Annotated in this window: 15 protein-coding genes and 1 tRNA gene; 8 read left to right on the top strand and 8 right to left on the bottom strand. The window is 68.8% G+C overall.

Going from position 1 to position 18,016, the window contains the following annotated elements; genetic code table 11:
• Nucleotides 1–29 precede the first annotated feature (29 nt).
• Both QPR87_RS17910 and lysM read right to left on the bottom strand, forming a co-directional pair.
• The gene (locus QPR87_RS17910; RefSeq protein WP_285050673.1) at nt 30–1,919 is read right to left on the bottom strand and encodes an acyl-CoA synthetase; all 1,890 of its coding nucleotides are present in this window, start codon (nt 1,917–1,919) and stop codon (nt 30–32) included.
• Nucleotides 1,920–2,047: 128 nt separating this feature from the next.
• Complete coding sequence (gene lysM, locus QPR87_RS17905; RefSeq protein WP_011748293.1) at nt 2,048–2,533, bottom strand: peptidoglycan-binding protein LysM; 486 nt, start codon at nt 2,531–2,533, stop codon at nt 2,048–2,050.
• 283 nt (nt 2,534–2,816) lie between these two features.
• Here lysM and QPR87_RS17900 point away from each other — a divergent pair, with 283 nt between their 5' ends.
• Complete coding sequence (locus QPR87_RS17900; RefSeq protein WP_230999245.1) at nt 2,817–3,206, top strand: CAP domain-containing protein; 390 nt, start codon at nt 2,817–2,819, stop codon at nt 3,204–3,206.
• A 127-nt stretch (nt 3,207–3,333) separates the two neighbouring features.
• Here QPR87_RS17900 and QPR87_RS17895 read toward each other — a convergent pair whose 3' ends face one another.
• The 5 genes from QPR87_RS17895 to tsaD are packed head-to-tail and all read right to left on the bottom strand — an operon-like array spanning nt 3,334 to nt 7,878.
• Complete coding sequence (locus QPR87_RS17895) at nt 3,334–5,127, bottom strand: ABC transporter transmembrane domain-containing protein (protein WP_230999244.1); 1,794 nt, start codon at nt 5,125–5,127, stop codon at nt 3,334–3,336.
• Between the two features lie 42 nt (nt 5,128–5,169).
• Nucleotides 5,170–5,595 carry an EVE domain-containing protein gene (locus QPR87_RS17890; protein ID WP_011748290.1) on the bottom strand — a complete coding sequence of 142 codons (426 nt, stop codon included), beginning with the start codon at nt 5,593–5,595 and terminating at the stop codon, nt 5,170–5,172.
• Nucleotides 5,595–5,867 (bottom strand): YciI family protein, encoded by a 273-nt coding sequence (locus QPR87_RS17885; protein WP_411712008.1) that lies wholly within the window; start codon nt 5,865–5,867, stop codon nt 5,595–5,597. The genes QPR87_RS17890 and QPR87_RS17885 overlap by 1 nt, the downstream gene beginning before the upstream one ends.
• On the bottom strand, nt 5,867–6,811 hold the full coding sequence (locus QPR87_RS17880; RefSeq protein WP_285050672.1) for an NAD(P)H-dependent glycerol-3-phosphate dehydrogenase: 945 nt from the start codon (nt 6,809–6,811) through the stop codon (nt 5,867–5,869). The genes QPR87_RS17885 and QPR87_RS17880 overlap by 1 nt, the downstream gene beginning before the upstream one ends.
• Complete coding sequence (gene tsaD, locus QPR87_RS17875) at nt 6,808–7,878, bottom strand: tRNA (adenosine(37)-N6)-threonylcarbamoyltransferase complex transferase subunit TsaD (RefSeq protein WP_285050671.1); 1,071 nt, start codon at nt 7,876–7,878, stop codon at nt 6,808–6,810. The genes QPR87_RS17880 and tsaD overlap by 4 nt, the downstream gene beginning before the upstream one ends.
• A gap of 64 nt (nt 7,879–7,942) precedes the next feature.
• Between tsaD and QPR87_RS17870 the strand changes: the two genes are divergently transcribed.
• From QPR87_RS17870 to QPR87_RS17840, 7 genes are all read left to right on the top strand, one after another.
• Nucleotides 7,943–8,617, top strand: coding sequence for a uroporphyrinogen-III synthase (locus QPR87_RS17870; RefSeq protein WP_285050670.1), 675 nt, complete (start codon nt 7,943–7,945; stop codon nt 8,615–8,617).
• Nucleotides 8,618–8,745: 128 nt separating this feature from the next.
• The gene (locus QPR87_RS17865; RefSeq protein ID WP_285050669.1) at nt 8,746–10,242 is read left to right on the top strand and encodes a hypothetical protein; all 1,497 of its coding nucleotides are present in this window, start codon (nt 8,746–8,748) and stop codon (nt 10,240–10,242) included.
• Nucleotides 10,243–10,252: 10 nt separating this feature from the next.
• Nucleotides 10,253–11,995, top strand: a complete 1,743-nt coding sequence (locus tag QPR87_RS17860) for a heme biosynthesis protein HemY (protein WP_285050668.1) — start codon at nt 10,253–10,255, stop codon at nt 11,993–11,995.
• Between the two features lie 52 nt (nt 11,996–12,047).
• Nucleotides 12,048–12,123, top strand: a tRNA-Thr gene (locus tag QPR87_RS17855).
• 386 nt (nt 12,124–12,509) lie between these two features.
• Nucleotides 12,510–13,181 carry a hypothetical protein gene (locus QPR87_RS17850; protein ID WP_285050667.1) on the top strand — a complete coding sequence of 224 codons (672 nt, stop codon included), beginning with the start codon at nt 12,510–12,512 and terminating at the stop codon, nt 13,179–13,181.
• A gap of 314 nt (nt 13,182–13,495) precedes the next feature.
• Nucleotides 13,496–14,998, top strand: coding sequence for a hypothetical protein (locus QPR87_RS17845; RefSeq protein WP_285050666.1), 1,503 nt, complete (start codon nt 13,496–13,498; stop codon nt 14,996–14,998).
• Between the two features lie 178 nt (nt 14,999–15,176).
• On the top strand, nt 15,177–16,487 hold the full coding sequence (locus QPR87_RS17840; protein ID WP_285050665.1) for an MFS transporter: 1,311 nt from the start codon (nt 15,177–15,179) through the stop codon (nt 16,485–16,487).
• Here QPR87_RS17840 and QPR87_RS17835 read toward each other — a convergent pair.
• On the bottom strand, nt 16,484–17,845 hold the full coding sequence (locus QPR87_RS17835; RefSeq protein WP_285050664.1) for a coniferyl aldehyde dehydrogenase: 1,362 nt from the start codon (nt 17,843–17,845) through the stop codon (nt 16,484–16,486). The two genes, QPR87_RS17840 and QPR87_RS17835, sit on opposite strands and share 4 nt — an antisense overlap.
• Between the last annotated feature and the right edge of the window lie 171 nt (nt 17,846–18,016).

The raw sequence follows: 18,016 nt of genomic DNA, 5'->3' as shown, positions 1-18,016 counted from the left end.
GCGCGCACCCCGCTTGTGCATGAACTGGACTAGCCGACCCACTCCCACGGCAAGGCGTATTGGCCCAGCAGCTGTTCGACGGCGCTGCGGTCGACTTGGCCCTTGGGACGGATGCGGGCGACCAGGCCGCGCTTGCGGTCATCGACCACCTCGCCCACCTCGGCCGCCAGCCCGGCCTCGGCCAGGGCGGAGTCATAGACGCGGCGGATCGCCAGCTTGCGCAGGTCGGGCTTGAAGATCTTGCCGACGGCGGTCTTGGGCAGCTCGGGCAGAATCTCGACATGCTTCGGCACTGCGGCGCGTTCGTGGATATGGGTGCGGGCATGCTCCATCAACTCGTCCAGCCCGACCTCGGCGCCCGCGATCAGCTCGACATAGGCGCAGGGCAGCTCGCCGGCAAAGGAATCGGGTTGGCCGATGGCGGCCACCGCGGCGACCTTGGGATGGGACAGCAGCGCATCCTCGATCTCGGCGGGGTCGATGTTGTGGCCGCCGCGGATGATCAGGTCCTTGGCCCGCCCGGTGATCCACAGGTAGCCGTCGGCGTCCATCCGGCCGAGGTCTCCGGTGCGCAGGAAGCGGCTTTCGGCGAAAAGGTCGTGGTTCTTGTCGGCCTCGGTATAGGTCGAGCCCTCGAAGACGCCGGGATTGGCCACGCAGATCTCGCCGATCTCGTCGGTGGCGCATTCGTGGAAGCCGCCGTTCCGGCGTTGCAGGATGCGCACATGGGTATGGGGCAGGGGGATGCCGACCGAGCCGACCTTCTTGAGCCCGTTGATCGGGTTGCAGGACACGAGGCAGGTCGCCTCGGTCAGCCCGTAGCCCTCGGCGATCTCGACCCCGGTCGCCGCCTTGAAGCGGTTGTAAAGCTCGATCGGCAAGGGCGCAGAACCCGAGATCGCGGTCTTGAGCGAAGAGACATCGGCATTCACGGAGCGCTGCATCAGCGCGGCGATGGCGGTGGGCACGGTGATCAGGAAGGTCGCCTGCCAGCGCTCGATCAGCTTCCAGAAGTTGTCGAACACGCCTTCGCCGCGATATCCTGCGGGCGTCGGCATGACCAGTTGCGCGCCCGACATCAGGCAGGACATCAGAACCGGATAGGCCGCGAAGACGTGAAACATCGGCAGCGGGCACATCAGCACGTCGGTTTCGGTGAACAGCAGCGTTCCGCCCAGCCAGCCGTTATAGATCATGCCCGACTGCTTGTGCTGGGCGACCTTGGGCATGCCGGTGGTGCCCCCGGTGTGGAAGAAGGCGGCGACGCGATCCTCGGCCGGTTCGTCGAAGGTCAGGCGGTTGTGCTTCTGCGCGCTGGCGGCGGCGTCGAAATCCATGACCTTGGCGTGATGCCGCGCGGTAACCTTGGGTCGCATCAGCGGCACCAGCAGGCGTTTCACCCCGGTCAGGTAGCCGCGCAGGTCAACCTCCAGCACGGTCTGCACGTTCGGCGCCTGGGCCACCGCATCGGCCGCCTTCTGGGCGACCTCGGATTTAGGGAAGCTTTTCAGCGTCACCAGCACCTTGGCGCCGGTCTCGCGCAGAATGGCGGCGATGTGGTCGGGCTCCAGCAACGGGTTGATCGGGTTCACGATCCCCGCCGTCGCGCCCGCCAGCAGCACGACCGGCGCCTCGATGCAATTGGGCAGCAGATAGGCGACGACATCGTCCGGCCCGACGCCCAGGCTGCGGAACAGGTTCGCCGTCTCGGTCACCCGCTCGTGCAGCTCGGTCCAGGTCAGCGTGCGGGCCGGAGCCTTGGGGTCCGAGAACAGCTGGAAGCTGATTGCGGGGCGCTGGGGATGGCGGTCACGGGTCTCGGTCAGGGCCTGATAGACCGTATGCGGCACCTGGCGCTCCGCATAGGGCATCTCCGCCTCGACCGCATCGCGGTCTGCGACGCTTGCGAACCTTGCCATTCCTTTACCTCCCGTTCTCCCTTTCGGGGTCATGCCCCGCCGCTAGGCAGAATGGTCCAACAATCAGCATGCTGGCAAGCATTCCGCGACGCCACGGGGATGCCGAAACGCAGCGTCGCGGCGGGGAATCAGGCCTGGGGAATGCGCAGGGTCTGGCCGGGATAGATCTTGTCGGGGTGGCTGAGCATGGGCTTGTTGGCCTCGAATATCTCGGGATAGCGGTTGGCCTTGCCCAGGTATTTCTGCGCGATGGCGGAAAGCGTCTCGCCCTTCTGCACGGTATGGAACACGGGTTGCGTCGAGGGGGCCGGGGTTTCGCTGCCGGCACCGTCGGCCAGTTCCACATGGGCGATGCCCTTGATGTTGCCGACCGCCAGGATCAGCTTTTCCAGCGTTTCCTGGTCGCGCGCCTTGCCCGAGATCACCACCGTATCGCCGCGCAAGGTCAGATGCACGTCCTTGCCGGTCAGGCCCAGGGCGGACAATTCGGCCTTGAGCGCGGCCACCTTGCGGTCGGTATCGCTTTGCGCGGGCTGGGCGGGTGCCTCCTGCGCTTCGGCTTCGGATCCGAAAAGCGATTTGCCGGCGTCCTTCACGAAATCCCAGATGGCCATGGCCACTCCTTTCAAGTTGCATCTCGGGCGGCAACGTTTCGCCGAAGCTGCGGTTCCAGACAAATTTAAGCAATCTAGGGTTGAGAAACGGGCTCTCGGTTCCTAGTTTTTGCGAGGCTAAAGGATATAGAACTTGAACGAATACTGCAAATCACTGGTTTTGGCGACTTTTCTTGGATTGATGGCGGCTCCTGCCGTTGCCGGGGAGGGCGCGCGAATCTCGACGAAGTCCGTTGCGGGGGCAGAAGCCATGCCGGGCGCCGTCACCTGCTACCAGACATCCATGCGTGAAAATGAGGCAGCGGCGCGTGCCACCAATGCCACGCGCCAGGCGCGCGGACTGGCGCCGCTGAAGCCGAACCAGGACCTTGCCATGGCGGCAGCCCGCCATGCTTGCGACATGGCCAAGCGTGGGACGATGTCGCATCGGGGCGGCAAGACCAAGGGCCCGATGCAGAGGCTGAAGCAAGAGGGCTACAGGCCCAGCATCGCGGCCGAGAATATCGCCGCCGGCCCCTGGGGGCAGGATCGCGTGCTGGTGGAATGGTCGCGCTCCAGCGGGCATCTGGCCAATATCCTGATCCCGCAGGTCCGGCATTACGGCATCGGCAAGGCGCTGGGGGCGGATGGCAAGACCGTCTATTGGGCGGCGGTCTATAGCGCACCGCGTTAAGCCGGCGGCGCGCCCTGCAAGGTCGATGCGCAGCGGTTGCGGTGCCTTTCCGTGCGGGGTCCGCGGGTAGCCGTGACCAACCACGCTGCGCCGGATAGGCGCTCGGATCCGCGGGTTTGCGCAGCCCTCAGGCGACTTCTTCCGTCACGCCTTCGGTGAACTGCAGCCGCGCCAGCCGGGCGTAAAGCCCGCCCTGCGCCACCAACTCCTCATGCCGGCCTTGGGCGACGATGCGGCCATGGTCGAAGACCACGATCCGGTCGGCCTTTTTCACCGTGGCCAGGCGATGGGCGATGATGATCGTGGTGCGGGTCCGGGCCAGCTCGTCCACGGCATGCTGCACCAGCCGTTCGGATTCGGCATCCAGCGCCGACGTCGCCTCGTCCAGAAGCAGGATCGGCGCGTCGCGCAGGATGGCGCGGGCGATGGCGATGCGCTGCTTTTGCCCGCCCGACAGCATCACGCCGCGCTCGCCGACAAAGCTGTCATAACCCTCGGGCAGCAGGCGCAGGAATTCGTCGGCATGGGCGGCGCGGGCGGCGGCCTCGACCTCGGCATCCGAGGCGTCGGGGCGGCCGAAGCGGATATTCTCGCGCGCCGTGGCGGCAAAGATCACCGGATCCTGGGGCACCAATGCGATGGCCTGGCGGAAATCGGCGCGGGTCATGTCGCGCAGGTCGATGTTGTCGATGCGCACCGTCCCGGAATCCGGATCCCAGAACCGCAGCAGCAACTGGATCACCGTCGTCTTGCCGGCGCCCGAAGGCCCGACCAGCGCCACCGTCTCGCCGGGCTGGATGTCCAGCGTGACCCCCTCCAGCGCCGAACGGTCGGGGCGCGAGGGATAGTGGAAGGTCACGTCGTCAAGCCGGATCGCGCCCTTGACCGGGCGGGGCAGGGCAATCGGCTCGGCCGGATCGGTCAGCGAGTCCTGCGCCGTCAGCAGCTCGGTCAGCCGTTCGGTCGCGCCGGCGGCGCGTTGCAATTCTCCCCAGATCTCGGACAGCGCGCCCACGGCGCCGGCGACCAGCACCGCATAGATGACGAACTGCACCAGTTCGCCCACGGTCATCATCTCCAACCGCACGTCGCGGGCGCCGATCCACAGCACCCCCAGCACGCCCGAGAAGATCAGAAAGATCACGATCACCGTCATCACCGTCCGCGTCCTGACCCGGCTCAGCGCCGAATCGAAGGAGCGCTCGGTCACGTCGTCGAAGCGTGCGCGCGTCGGCCCCTCTTGGGTAAAGGCCTGCACGGTCTGTGCCGAAAGCAGGCTTTCCGAGGCCGCGCCCGAGGATAGCGCGATCCAGTCCTGATTCTCGCGCGACAGTTTCCGCAGCCTCCGCCCCAGCACGACGATGGGCACTACGATCAGCGGCACCAGCAGCAGCACGAGGCCGGACAGCTTGGCCGAGGTCCAGACCAGCATCACCATGCCGCCGACCAGGATCAGGAAATTGCGCAGCGCGATCGAGACGGACGAGCCGATTACCGACTGGATCAGCGTGGTGTCGGTGGTGATGCGGCTGATGATCTCGCCGGTCAGCACGCGCTCGTAAAAGGCCGGGCTCATGGCGATGACGCGCTTGAACACGGCCTTGCGGATATCGGCCACCACCCGCTCTCCCAGACGGGTGACGAGGTAATAGCGCATGCCGGTCCCCAGCGCGAGCAGCGCCACGATGGCCAGGGCCGCGCCGAAATACTGATCCAGGAGATGCGCGCCGGCGTCGAAGCCGTCGACCACCCGGCGCACCGCCAGCGGCAGGACAAGGCTGATCCCCGCCGTCAGCGTCAGCGCCAGCAACGCCGCCGCCAGCAACCCGCGATAGGGCAGGATGAAGGGCCAGAGCGCCCGAAGCGCGCCGATGCGTTTCGTCGTCGGCCGATCCACGATGGGTTTGGGTGCGCGTGCCATATATCCTCCCTGGGTCGCCCGAATGGGTGCCTGGCGGTGCGTTCAGAGCGCCTCGGTGCCGCCGGCCAGTTCCAGAATGATCTCCCATTCCGCATCCGAGACCGGCTGCACCGACAGGCGCGAATTGTTGACCAGCACCATGTCCTTGAGCCGCGGCTCGGCCTTGGCCTCGTCCAGCGAGATCGGGCGCCGGACGCGGGCGACGGCGCGGACATCGACGCATTCCCATTTAGGGTCGTCGGCGGTCGAGTCGGGATGCGCCTCGGCCGCCACCTCGCAGATGCCGACGATCTCCTTGCCGATGTTCGAGTGATAGAAGAAACCGCGCTCGCCCTTCTTCATGGCGCGCATGTTGTTGCGGGCCTGGTAGTTGCGCACGCCGTCCCATTGCTCGCCCGTCTCGCCCTTGGCGATCAGGTCGTCGAAGCTGAAGACGTCGGGCTCGGATTTGAACAGCCAATACGCCATCAGCCAATCACCTTCTTCCACTCGATCACCTCGACCGAGGCGAACAGATCGGCTGCGTTGTAGGGGTCCTGTGCCGCCCATTCCTTGACCTGGGTCAAGCTTTCGCCCTCGACGATCAGCAGCGAGCCGCAGGGCTGGCCGTTCTCGACGAAGGGGCCGGCCAGCTTGACGCCGGGCTGCGCGCCCAGGAAGGCCAGATGGCTTTCGCGGGTGTCGAGACGGGTTTGCAGCTTGCCGGCATGGTCGCGGCAGATCACGGCGAAAAGGGGCATCATTCCTCCTTGAGCGGGCGGTTCAGCAGAAAGTCCAGCGCATGTTCCATGGCGATGCGGCCCTCGGCAAGACCCGCGACCAGATTCGAGATCGGCATCTCGATCCCCAGCCTTTCGGCAAGCTGGGTGACGGCGCGGGCGGTCGAGGCACCCTCGACCGTGGTGCCGGCGGCGAAGGGCCGGCGCGATCCCAACGCCAGTCCATAGCGGAAATTGCGCGATTGTTCCGAGGTGCAGGTCAGCACCAGATCGCCAAGGCCCGACAGGCCCGGCAGCGTCTCGGGCCGGGCGCCGAGCGCGGTGGCCAGCCGCAGCATCTCGGCAAAGCCGCGCGTGACGACGCTGGCGCGCGCGCTGTCGCCATAGCCCGCGCCGATGGCGGCACCGGCGGCGATGGCGATGATGTTCTTCAGCGCCCCGCCCAGTTCGGCGCCGGTCACGTCGGTAGTGCGGTAAAGCCGCAGCGTGGCGGTGGAAAGCTGGCGTTGCAGCGCCTCGGCCGCACCTGCATCGGCGCAGGCCAGCGTCAGCGCGGTGGGCAGGCCGCGGGCGATGTCTGCGGCAAAGCTGGGCCCGGTCAGCACCGCTACCGTCGCCTGCGGACAGGCGGCGGCGATCAGTGCCGAAGGCCCGGTCAGCGTGGCCAGGTCGATGCCCTTGGCGCAGCTGACCAGGTTGCGGCGGTCGAACTGCGCGCCGTGCTCGGCCAGAAAGCCGCCCAGCACCTGCGCGGGCAGCGCCAGCAGCACGGTTTCGGCCGTGATCTCGTCCAGCCGGTCGGTGACGCGCAGCGCCGGCGGCAGGGGCACGCCGGGCAGGCGCGGGTTCTCGCCCGTGCCGGCCCATTCCGTGTCGCGGCCCCAAAGCGTCACCGGCCTCTTGGTCGCCAGCGAAACCGCCAGCGCCGTGCCGAAGGCGCCCGCGCCGATGATCGCCACGCTCATGCCTTGGCCCCCCTTTTTCCGGCGCCCAGCATGGGTGCGGCCCTTTGGTCCAGCGGCCAGCGCGGGCGCGCGGCCAGATCCATGCCGTCGCGCCGGCCCGCCTCGTATGCCTCGATTCCGGCCCAGGCGATCATCGCGGCATTGTCAGTGCAAAGCCGCAGCGGCGGGGCGAGGAAGGTTGCGCCCGCTTCGGCCGCAACCGCTTGCAGGGCCGTGCGCAGGGTCTGGTTGGCCGCGACGCCGCCGGCCACGGCCAGCACCGGGGCGGGGGCCAGCGCCAGGGCACGGCGGGTCTTTTCGGCCAGAACCTCGGCCACCGCCGCCTGGAAGCCGGCGCAAAGATCGGCGCGGTCCTGTTCGTGCAGGCCGCCTTGTGCTGCCACCAATTCGTCGCGCTGGCGCAGCAAAGCGGTCTTGAGCCCGGAAAAGCTGAGGTCGCAGCCCGGCCGGTCCAGCAGCGGCCGGGGCAGGGCGAAGCGGCGCGCATCACCCGCCCGCGCGGCCGCCTCGACCGAGGGGCCCCCCGGTTGCGGCAGGCCCAGCAACTTTGCCACCTTGTCGAAAGCCTCGCCCGGCGCATCGTCGATGGTGCCACCGAGGCGTGTGAAATCCTCGGGGCCGTCCACGCGCAGGAACTGGCAATGCCCGCCCGAGACCAGCAGCATCAGATAGGGATAAGGGGTGCCGTCGGTCAGTCGCGGCGTCAGTGCGTGGCCCGCCAGATGGTTGACGCCGACCAGCGGCAGCCCCGTGCCCGCCGCAAGCCCCTTGGCCAGCATGACGCCCGACAGCACGCCGCCGATCAGCCCCGGCCCCGCGGTGACGGCGATGCCGTCCAGGTCCGACAGGCGCAGCCCGGCCTGGGCCAGCGCCTCCTCGACGCAGAGGTCCAGCTTTTCGGCATGGGCGCGGGCGGCGATCTCGGGCACCACGCCGCCGAAATCGGCATGCAGCGCCGCCTGGCCTGCCACCACCGAGGCAAGGATGCTGCGGTCGTCGCGCACCACCGCCGCGGCGGTATCGTCGCAGCTGCTTTCGATGCCCAGAAAGGTCAGTCCCATGCTCATCCTTGTTCCTGCGCCGCCAACGGCCTAGGCAGAGGGCAAGTAACACCTTGTCAGGCCGATTGCCATGCTGCCGAACCCTGCGCCCATCCTGCTTCTGACCCGGCCCGAGCCGGCCTCGCGGCGATTTGCCGCAGGTCTGGCGCATCTGGGGCTGGAGGTGCTGATCTCGCCGGTGCTGCGCATCCGGCCGGTGGCACATGATGCCGGCCGGCTGGCGGCGGCGCGGGGATTGGTCTTTACCTCGGTCAACGCCGTGCCGGCGGCGGGGGCGGGGCGCGGGCGGCCGGCGATCTGCGTCGGCCCCGCCACGGCCGAGGCGGCGCGGGCGGCGGGTTTCGACGTGACCGAGGGGCCGGGCGACGCGGCGCGGATGATGCCGCTGCTGGACGGGCTGGGCGAGGGCTGGCTGCATCCGCACGGCGCCCATGTCGCCAAGGAACTGCCGGTGCCGGACATGGTGGTCTATGACCAGTTGCCCGAGCCGTTGAACGCGGCGGCGCTGGCGGCGCTGGCGGGCACGGCGCCGGTGATCCTGCCGCTGTTCTCGCCACGCTCGGCGCGGATCCTGTCCGTCCAGGCTGCGGACGCGCGGGCGCCTCTGTGGCTGGCGCCGATCAGCCCGGCGGCGCAGGATGCCTGGCAGGGTCCGGCCGCGCGCATCGCACCGGCGCCGACGCCCGATGCGGATGGCGTGCTCTTGGCCGTCGCACGCCTGCTGGACGCGGAACAATCCGCATGAGGGCGGGTTGAGGCGCCACGCACCGCCGACTAGACTGCCGGCGGGAGCCAGTCATGATTGCGGGCGGAAGGGGCAGGTCCTGCTCCGTGGCAGCCGGGCCGCAATGCGAAAGGGAACGGGGAAGAATTGTGAAGAAGCCAGAAACCAATTCCAGCGATAACAAGGCAAGCCCCGGAAAAGACGGTAAAAAGAAAGCGGTCTCGGGTTCCGTCATCGACAGCCGCCCGGTCAGCGCCGGCGAAGGCGCCCCCGCCGCGAAGTCTGAGCCGAAGCCTCAGATCGAATCGAGGCTGGTCGGCAGCGGCGCCGGATCCGATGCCGCCGCGCCCAAGCCCGCGTCGGCCAAGCCGGCGACCGAATCGAAATCCGACGCGCCGCAGCCCGTCGCCGGGGCGAAGCCGGGCACCGTGCCGCCGGTCGCCAAGGCGGATAGCGGCCCGGCCGAGGCGCCGAAACCCGCCCCTTCGCAGTCCCAGCCGGCCAAGGTCGAAACCCGCGTGGTCGAGGTGCGCAAGGCCGGCTTCGCGCCGACCTTCCTGGGCGGTGTCGTTGCTGCCGGCCTGGGTGCCGCGGCGGCCTGGTGGGCAATTCCGCATCTGCCGCCGGCCTGGCAGCCGGGGGTGGCCGATCCCGCCCCGACCGAGGCGCAGATCGCCGCTGCCCGCGAGGCTGCCGTGGAAGCGGCGCGCGAAGAGATCCAGGCGCAGGCCGACGCCTTTGCCAACCGTGCTTCCGAGGCCGGCGCCGATGCGGCGCGGCAGGCGCTGGCCGATACAGCGCCGCAAGGCGGCGATGCCGAGGCGCTACGGGCGCAGGAGGAAAAGCTGGCCGCGCTGGAGAAAACCGTGGCCGATCTGGCCGCGCGTCCCGTGGTGGCCCCGGTCGTCTCGGGCGAGGACAGCGAGGGGCTTCAGCAGGTGCTGAACGAGCTGACCGGGCGGCTGGCCGCGCAGCAGAGCCGCATCGACGAGCTTGCGGCGCGCCCTGCGGCCGACACGGCCGGAGCCGAACAGGTCCAGGACCTTGCCGCTCAGGCCGAGGCCCTGCAAGCGCGGATCGCCGCCGCGGCCGAAGAGGCCGAAAAGCGCATCGCCGCGGCCGAGGCGCAGGCATCCGAATTGCAGCAGAGTGCCGAGGCGGCGAACCGCCGCGCCCAGGCTGCCACCGCCGCCGCAGCCCTGCAAGCCGCGATCGAGACGGGCGGCGCCCGCGATCAGGCGCTGGCCGATCTGCGCGCCGCCGGGATCGAGCCGCCGGCCGTGCTGGCCGGCGATATCCCGACGCTGGCGCAGCTGCGCGCGGGCTTCCCCGCCGCTGCGCGCGAGGGGCTGGCCGCCGCGCTGAAGGACGCGCCCGAGAACGAGGGTGCGCTGGGGGCCATCAGCAGCTTCCTGCGCGTGCAGACCGGCGCCCGTTCGGTCGAGCCGCGCGAGGGCAGCGACCCCGACGCCGTGCTGTCGCGTGCCGATGCCGCGGTGAGTGCCGGCGACATCAAGGGCGCGCTGGCCGAGATCGCCGCCCTGCCGCAATCCGGCCAGGCGGCGATGGCCGACTGGACTGCCAGGGCCCAGACCTGGGTCGAAGCCAATGCCGCGCTGGCCACCTTGGCCGCGGGCAGCATGTAAGGGGCGCGCCATGCTGCTTTCGGCACTGAAAATCCTGATCTTCTTCGCCATCGTGCTGGTCCTGACGCTGGGCGCGATGCAGCTTTCGGAAACCGGCCATGGCCTGAGCATGGTCTATGGCGGCACCGAATACACGCTGGGGCCGGTGCAACTGGTGATCGCGGCGCTGGTCGTCGTGCTGCTGGGCTGGATCACCGTGCGCTTGCTGGGGCTGTTTCTGGCCTTCCTGCGCTTCCTGCTGGGCGACGAGACGGCGATCAACCGCTATTTCGCCCGCTCGCGCGAGCGCAAGGGCTATGACGCGCTGTCCGAGGGCATGCTGGCCGTCGCCTCGGGCGAGGGGAAGCTTGCGCAGGACAAGGCGGCGAAGGCGGCGAAGTTCCTCGACAAGCCGCATGTCACCGACCTTTTGGCCGCGCAGGCCGCCGAGGTCGCGGGCGACAGCCGCAAGGCCGGCGAAGTCTATCGCCGGCTGCTGTCGGACCCGCGCACGCGCTTTGTCGGCATCCGTGGCCTGATGCGTCAGAAACTGGATGAAGGCGATACGGTTACCGCATTGAAATTAGCCGAGAAAGCCTATGCGCTGAAGCCGAAACATGCTGAGTTGCAGGACACGCTCTTGCAACTGCAGACCCGCCAGGGCGACTGGAAAGGCGCGCGCGCCGTGCTCAAGGACAAGCGCCAGCAGGGCCAACTGCCCAAGGACGTGCATATCCGCCGCGACGCGGTCCTGGCGCTGAAAGAGGCCTCCGAGGTGTTGGCGCATGGCAATTCGATCAGCGCCCGCGAGGCGGCGATCTCGGCCAACCGCGCCAGCCCCGACCTGATCCCGGCTGCGGTGTTGGCCGCGCGCAGCTATATCGCCCAGAACGATCCCCGCAATGCCGGCCGGGTGCTGCAAAAGACCTGGAGCGTCCGCCCGCATCCCTCGATCGCCGTGACCTATGCCGAGATCGTGCCGGACGAAAAGCCGGCCGCGCGGCTGCGGCGCTTCGAGGACCTGATGCGGCAGAACCCGGATCACGAGGAAACCCGGTTGCTGCGCGCCGAGCTTTTGCTGGCCGCCGAGGATTTCCCCGGCGCCCGCCGCGCGCTTGGTGATCTGGCCGAAAAGCATCCGACGGTGCGCTCGCTTTCGATCCTGGCTGCCGTCGAACGGGGCGAGGGCGGGGACGACGCGGTGGTGCGCGGCATCCTGGCGCGTGCACTGGTCGCCAGCCGCGGGCCGCAATGGGTTTGCGACAAGTGCCACAACGTCATGGCCGACTGGTCCCCGACCTGCGACAGTTGCGGCGGGTTCGACACGCTGACCTGGTGCGAGCCTGACACGCCGGCCTGGGGCGCCACCGCCTCGAACGGGGTCGAGATGCTGCCGCTGCTGGTCGGCGCCCCGCATGGCAACGAGGCGGGGGCCGATGTGCCGGCCCCTCCCGTGCCTGCGGCCCAGGCCCGCGCAACACCGCCCGTTCCGCAGCCCGAGGCGCCTGCGCCCGAAGCGGGTCCGGTCGAGATCGCCGATGTCTCGCCCGGCATGGTGCCGCGCGAATCGGATTACCGCCGCGTCTCTCCGGGCGTGGGCGGGGTGGAGCCGGCGATGACCGTCACCGATCCCGAGCCCGCCGCTGTCGCACCGCCTGCGCCCGAACCCCTGCGCGAGCCTGTTCCAGGCGTACAGGGCGATATCCTGCCCGTGCGTCCCGATGTGGAGCCGCCCGAGGAGGATGAGATGAGGATTGCGGGGAAAAATCGCTGATCCCCCCTTTTCGCCCGCGCCGGAACCTGCTATCCGGCGCGGCACATAAGGCGCCGGTGTAGCTCAGCTGGTAGAGCACGTCATTCGTAATGATGGGGTCGGGGGTTCGAGTCCCTTCACCGGCACCAGTGATTTACTGGAAATCCAGCGAAAATGGCCGTCCTTCGGGGCGGCCTTTTGCTTTGCCGAAGTCGTGGAGCCGCGGTGGGGCCGACTGGGACAGCTGGCAGGCACGCCTTGTCGCCGCGAAAGTGCGATGCCTTGCAGGAACGCTTCGTTCTGGAGGCGGCCGGTTTCCGGCATAGCCGCGAAGCACCCTGGACCAGTTTGCGACCCTGGATACCGGCAGAGACCAGGACGCAAGCCGGGCAGATACACCCCCGGGCGGCCTTGACGGCCTTTATGGTCGCTGGTGCTGGGCCGTCGCGCCATGACGCCGATGCGATCAAGCGTGACGAAACTCTTTCGGAGGCGCCGGGTTTTAACCCCCATGAGCATGAAGGAGGTAGAAGTCATGCTGAAACGCAGCATTACGACCGCCCTGATCTGCGGCAAGGTTCTGGCGCTTGGTGCGCTGATGGGCTCCACGGCGCTGGCGCAGAGCGGCGAAGTGACAGAAGGCGATACGACCGTGGTCGAGACGCCGTCGGGCAATACCACGATCGTTCCCGGGGTGGCGGCCGAGCCGGGCACTCCCGTAGGGGCGGTGTTGGAGCCGGACTACAAGTTGCCGGAGCAGCTCGACAATGACCAGGAGATCGCGCGGACCTTGATCGCGCAAGGCTTTACCGACGTGCATATCCTGCGCGAGGGTCCGATCCTGACGGTGAATGCGCAGCGCGATGGCCAGCCGATCGAACTGGTCTACAGCATCGCCAACGGTTCGCTGATCTCGGTCGATGGCGTGGAACTTCGCCCCGCAGCGGATGAGACCGGCAACGGTCATTCGACTGCGGACGCTACCGGCGATGAGACGGCCCCCGGCGAGGGGGGCGACGACGGCAGCGGTGGCGAAACGGACGGAGGCACCGAAGACGGAAATGGTGACGGTAACGGTGAAGACTCCGGCACGGACGGGACCGACGGTGGTTCGGATGGATCGGACGGCGGTTCGGACGGCTCTGATGGCGGAGATGGCGGCTCCGACGGTGGCTCCGACGGTGGCGAAGGCGAAGGGAACGGCTGATCCCGCCGCAATCGCCAAGGCGGCATGGCTGTGCCGGCGCCATTCCGCGCCAGTCATTGCGCGGATCATCATGCCCGCCCCGGCCTTGTCGGGGCGGGTTCTGCATCTCAAGGGCGCAAGTCCCGGATGGTCGAAGCATGGATCCCGTAGGCCGAGGGATCGACGGCGTGACGCTGTCCCGTGGCGCCTCGAAACCGCTGATGAGCTGAAGCATCGAGTCCTGACCCTAGCCCCGTTCGTTGCAGACCTGCTTTCTGCAACGTGTGGGCCTTGCCCGGATAATCGCTGCGCCATTCGGATGAGGAGAGGGTGAGATGCCGAACAAAGCCACAGTCAGGGGCGTGCTGATGGACGCCACGCTTGCGCCGGTCGCCGCGGGCAAGATCGTCGCGACGCTTCAGGGCTCGGACGTATTCGAGGGCGGCGTGCGGGTGGTGACCGAGCAGGTCGAGGCGACGACCGACGCGCAGGGCGGCTGGTCGCTGGATCTGATCGTGAACGGCGAGGGCGAGCGGGCGGGGACGACCTGGACCGTCGCGGGCTACAGCCCCTATGTGGCCAAGCTGTTCGAGGTGCGGTCGCTGTTCCTGGCTTCGGCGCTGGAGACGACGCTGGGGGACCTGGAAAGGACCAGCGCGCAGAACCTGAAGGCGGCGCGCGAGGACGGCACGGTGCGGCTGATCGTCGCCCCGGACTACGACCGCTACCTCGCCCTGCCCGAGGGGCAGAGGCGCCCGAACGATCTGGTGGTGCTGGATGGCCGGGATGCGCCGCCGGCGATCCATGGCAGTATCGAGCGCAGCCTTTTCGACGGGGTCGAGCGGATCTATCACGGCGGCCAGCCCGCGAGGCTGCTGGACGCCAACGGTTCGGTGCTGGTCGATGAGGCGGTGCCCGCCATGGCACCGACGATCACCCGCCAGCCCGCGATCCTGCCCGAAGCGGCGGGGCTGGGCGACAGCATCACCCTGGACCTGGGCAGTGCCGAAGGCACCCCGCCACCGGCCGCAGAGTGGGACTTGCTGCTGGACGACAATTCGATCCGCGACCGGATCGACCCGGAGGAGCAGAGCATGGAACTGTCCGAGCCGGGCGAATATGCGCTGGCGGTCAACTGGAGCAATGCCGCCGGGACGGTCGCGGCCAGCCCCGCGCTGCTGACGGTCGCCGCACCGGCGACACCGGGGATCGACTACGCGCAGGCGGCTGGCTATTTCGACTCCGCCTCGGCCTATTCCGGCGAGTCCTCGGCGGTGACGGGCGTGACCAACGGCGGCAATGGCGGCTGGAACCTGGCGGTCGCCAGCTCGGGCAATGCGATCGCCGCGACGCCCTTGGGCATCCGGTTCGGCGACGGGCAGTTCCTGCAAGCGACGGGCTTGACGACCAGCGGGCTCGAAGGGGCCTTCATCGTCCTGCGCATGGCCATCGACAGCTATGGCTCGGGCGTGTCGCTGCTTTTCGGGGCCAATCCCAGCGGCGGCAACTTTTCGATCCACAACAACAAGGGCGCGCTGCAGGCCCGCTATTACGACGGTGCGACCCGCAGCATCGGGCTGGGCGACGTGACCTATGGCGAAACCTTCGTCGTCGGCGTCGAGGTCGATGTCGCGGCGAACCGGGTGCGGGGCTATGCACCCTCCGGTGCGTTCGTGCTGGCGACGCCGGTCGGCATGCCGGTCGCCAACTACGCCACCGTGCGCACCGGCCAGTTCGTGCATGGCACGCTGATGCGCGCGGCGCTGTTCACCAAGCCGGTCGGCGGCAGCTTTGCCGCAAGCTTCGAGCAGGTGATCGAGGATTTCCTGGAGGGCTGAGGGTCAAGCCCCGGCACCTGCCGCAAGAGGCCGCCCGCGTGGGCGGCCTTTTTTCGTGCCCACTGCCCATCCGCGCCGCATCGCCTTGCTCAAGCCGGGTGCAACAGGGCGTTTTTCGGTGGACATGGCGCGAAACCTCGCAAAACTGCGCCGCAAGCGGCAAGGCGGAGGAAAGCGGATGAACCTGACCATCGACGAGGCCCTGGCCCAGGGCGGTGCGGGGCGTTTCCAGGGGCGGCTGCTGGGCATCTTTGGCCTGGTCTGGGCGGCGGATGCGATGCAGGTCATCGCCATCGGCTTTACCGCGGCCTCCATCGCCGCGAGCTTTGGGCTGACCGTGCCGCAGGCCCTGCAAACCGGGACGCTTTTCTTCCTGGGCATGTTCGCCGGCGCGACGCTGTTCGGGCGCATCGCCGACCGGATCGGGCGGCGCAACGTGCTGTTCCTGACGGTGGGCTGCGATGCGGTCTTCGGCCTTGCCTCGGTCTTTGCGCCGGACATCTGGTCGCTGATGCTGCTGCGCTTCCTGACCGGGATGGCGGTCGGCGGCACATTGCCGGTCGATTACGCCATGATGGCCGAGTTCCTGCCGCCCAGGAATCGCGGCCGCTGGCTGGTCTGGCTGGAGGGGTTCTGGGCCGTCGGCACCATCGCCATCGCCCTGACCGCCTGGATCGCCCATCTGGCCGGCGCGGCAGAGCCCTGGCGCTGGATCTTTGCCGTCGCCGCGTTGCCGGCGGTGATCGGCATCTGGCTGCGGCTCTGGGTGCCGGAATCGCCGATGTATCTGTTGCGCAAGGGCGACGAGGCTGGCGCGCGGGCGGTCGTCGACCGGGTCCTGACCGCGAACGGCGCCCGCGCCCTGCCGGCAGGCACCCGACTGACCGCGCCGCCCGTCACTGCCGAGGCGCGGCTTTTCGGCCCCGAGCTGCGCAACCGCAGCCTGGGCATCTTTGCCGCCTGGTTCCTGGTTTCGTTGTCCTATTACGGCGTCTTCGTCTGGCTGCCGGCGGAACTGGCCAAGGGCGGTTTCGGCTTCGTGCGCGGCTATGGCTTCCTGGTGCTGATGGCGCTGGCGCAGCTGCCGGGCTATGCGCTGGCGGCGCATGGCGTGGAAAGCTGGGGCAGGAAGCCCACCTTGCAGATCTTCCTGGTCCTCAGCGCCGCGGGCTGCGTCCTGTTCACCGTCGCCGTCAGTCCCTGGCTGGTGGCCGCATCGCTTCTGCTGATGAGCTTTGCGCTGCTGGGCACCTGGGGGGCGCTTTACGCCTTCACGCCCGAGCTTTACCCCACGAGCCTGCGCGGCACCGGCATGGGCACCGCCAGCGCGGTGGCGCGGGTGGGCGGGCTTCTGGCACCCTCGCTCATGGGCTATGTCGTGGCGCGCGGCTTCGGGGTCGCCATCGGTGTCTTTGCGGCGCTGCTGCTGCTGGCGGCGTTGGCCACGCTGTTCATCCGGGCCGAGACGCGCAACCAGTCCATCGTCTAAAGCCGCAGCATCCAGCGCATCAGCATGCGGAACCGCGCGCCATAGGGCGGGGCAAGCAGCCCCGCGCCGTTCAGCCGGGCCTGCCGGAACACCGGCATCAGATGCGACATGCGGTCGAACCCTGCCTTGCCGTGCCAGGCGCCCATGCCGCTGGCGCCCACGCCGCCGAAGGGCAGGCCGGGTTGGGCGACATGCAGCAGCGTATCGTTGACCGTGACCCCGCCCGCCGCCACCGTCCCCAGCAGCAGCGCCAGCGTCTCGGCATTCCCGGTAAAGGGATAGAAGGCCAGCGGGCGCGGCCGGGCCAGGATGTGATCCACCGCCTCGCGCAGTTTGTCATAGGGGATCAGCGGCAGGACGGGGCCGAAGATCTCCTGCTCGGCCAGGGCGCCTTTCGCGCCGGTCACGATCAGCGGCGGCATCAGGAGGCGCCCGGCATCCGGGGCCGCATCGCTCAGCGGATGCAGGGCGGCGCCGGACTCTTGCGCCTCGGCGATCCAGTCGCTCAGGCGCTGGAACTGCGCATCATTGATGATGCGGCTGTAATCGGGATTGGCGGCCAGTCGGGGATAGTGCCGGCCGACCCAATCGCGGGCAAGGGCGGTGAACTCCTCGACCCTGGGCCGGGGCAGCAGCACGTAATCCGGCGCGATGCAGGTCTGGCCGGCATTCAGGAGCTTGCCGGTCATGATCCGGTCCACCGCATGCGCCAGCGGTGCATCGGGCGCGACCAGCGCCGGGGACTTGCCGCCCAGTTCCAGCGTGACCGGGGTCAGGTTCGCCCCGGCCGCCTGCATCACCTGCCGGCCGACCTTGGTCGAGCCGGTGAACAGCAGGTGGTCGAAGGGCAGGGCGGTGAACCCGGCTGCGACCTCGGGCCCGCCCGTCACCACCGCCAGCACGTCCGGGTCGAAATGCTCCGCCACCGTCTCGGCGAAGGCTTCGGCAAAACCCGGCGCGTGCTCGGACAGCTTGACCATGACCCGGTTGCCGGCGGCCAGCGCATCGGTCACCGGGCCGATGCTGAGAAAGACCGGATAGTTCCACGGCACCACGATCCCCACCACCCCCAGCGGCCGGGGCTGGACCCATGCCCGCGCCGGACGGAACCACAGCCCGGTCCGCGCCGGGCGGCGGCGCATCCAGCCCCGGCCGTGGCGCAGCGCGTGGCGGATGCCGGCCAGTGCCGGGAATATCTCGGCCAGGTCGGTCTCGGCCTGCGGGCGCTGGCCGAAATCGCGGGCGATGGCCTGCGCGAAGCGGCGGCGGTTCTCGACCAGCATCCGCTTCAGCGCCCGCAGGCGTGCGGCGCGCGCGGGCCAGTCGGCAAAGGGCTGGGCGCGGGCGGCGGCTTGCATCGAATCGAATCTCTTGCGCATTGGAAAACCAAGATTATCCTTTCGCCGGGTCGTGGGATTGTCCCCGCGACCCAAGGGCGGCGCAAGCCCGCCCCTTTGCGGAGGCGCTTTTCTGATCCATCCGATTTCCCGATCACGATCATGCCCAAAGGCCTTGGCGCAATTTTCAAC

Origin of the sequence: Paracoccus sp. SSJ (assembly GCF_030234105.1) — a bacterium.
GTDB lineage: Bacteria > Pseudomonadota > Alphaproteobacteria > Rhodobacterales > Rhodobacteraceae > Paracoccus > Paracoccus denitrificans.
This window is presented reverse-complemented; position numbering and strand designations above follow the sequence as displayed.

Excerpts from the sequence above, each read along its gene's own strand:
- QPR87_RS17910 (WP_285050673.1), bottom strand. The coding sequence starts at position 1,919 with ATGGCAAGGTTCGCAAGCGTCGCAGACCGCGATGCGGTCGAGGCGGAG.
- lysM (WP_011748293.1), bottom strand. The coding sequence starts at position 2,533 with ATGGCCATCTGGGATTTCGTGAAGGACGCCGGCAAATCGCTTTTCGGA.
- QPR87_RS17900 (WP_230999245.1), top strand. The coding sequence starts at position 2,817 with ATGCGTGAAAATGAGGCAGCGGCGCGTGCCACCAATGCCACGCGCCAG.
- QPR87_RS17895 (WP_230999244.1), bottom strand. The coding sequence starts at position 5,127 with ATGGCACGCGCACCCAAACCCATCGTGGATCGGCCGACGACGAAACGC.
- QPR87_RS17890 (WP_011748290.1), bottom strand. The coding sequence starts at position 5,595 with ATGGCGTATTGGCTGTTCAAATCCGAGCCCGACGTCTTCAGCTTCGAC.
- QPR87_RS17885 (WP_411712008.1), bottom strand. The coding sequence starts at position 5,867 with ATGCCCCTTTTCGCCGTGATCTGCCGCGACCATGCCGGCAAGCTGCAA.
- QPR87_RS17880 (WP_285050672.1), bottom strand. The coding sequence starts at position 6,811 with ATGAGCGTGGCGATCATCGGCGCGGGCGCCTTCGGCACGGCGCTGGCG.
- tsaD (WP_285050671.1), bottom strand. The coding sequence starts at position 7,878 with ATGAGCATGGGACTGACCTTTCTGGGCATCGAAAGCAGCTGCGACGAT.
- QPR87_RS17870 (WP_285050670.1), top strand. The coding sequence starts at position 7,943 with ATGCTGCCGAACCCTGCGCCCATCCTGCTTCTGACCCGGCCCGAGCCG.
- QPR87_RS17860 (WP_285050668.1), top strand. The coding sequence starts at position 10,253 with ATGCTGCTTTCGGCACTGAAAATCCTGATCTTCTTCGCCATCGTGCTG.
- QPR87_RS17850 (WP_285050667.1), top strand. The coding sequence starts at position 12,510 with ATGCTGAAACGCAGCATTACGACCGCCCTGATCTGCGGCAAGGTTCTG.
- QPR87_RS17845 (WP_285050666.1), top strand. The coding sequence starts at position 13,496 with ATGCCGAACAAAGCCACAGTCAGGGGCGTGCTGATGGACGCCACGCTT.
- QPR87_RS17840 (WP_285050665.1), top strand. The coding sequence starts at position 15,177 with ATGAACCTGACCATCGACGAGGCCCTGGCCCAGGGCGGTGCGGGGCGT.
- QPR87_RS17835 (WP_285050664.1), bottom strand. The coding sequence starts at position 17,845 with ATGCAAGCCGCCGCCCGCGCCCAGCCCTTTGCCGACTGGCCCGCGCGC.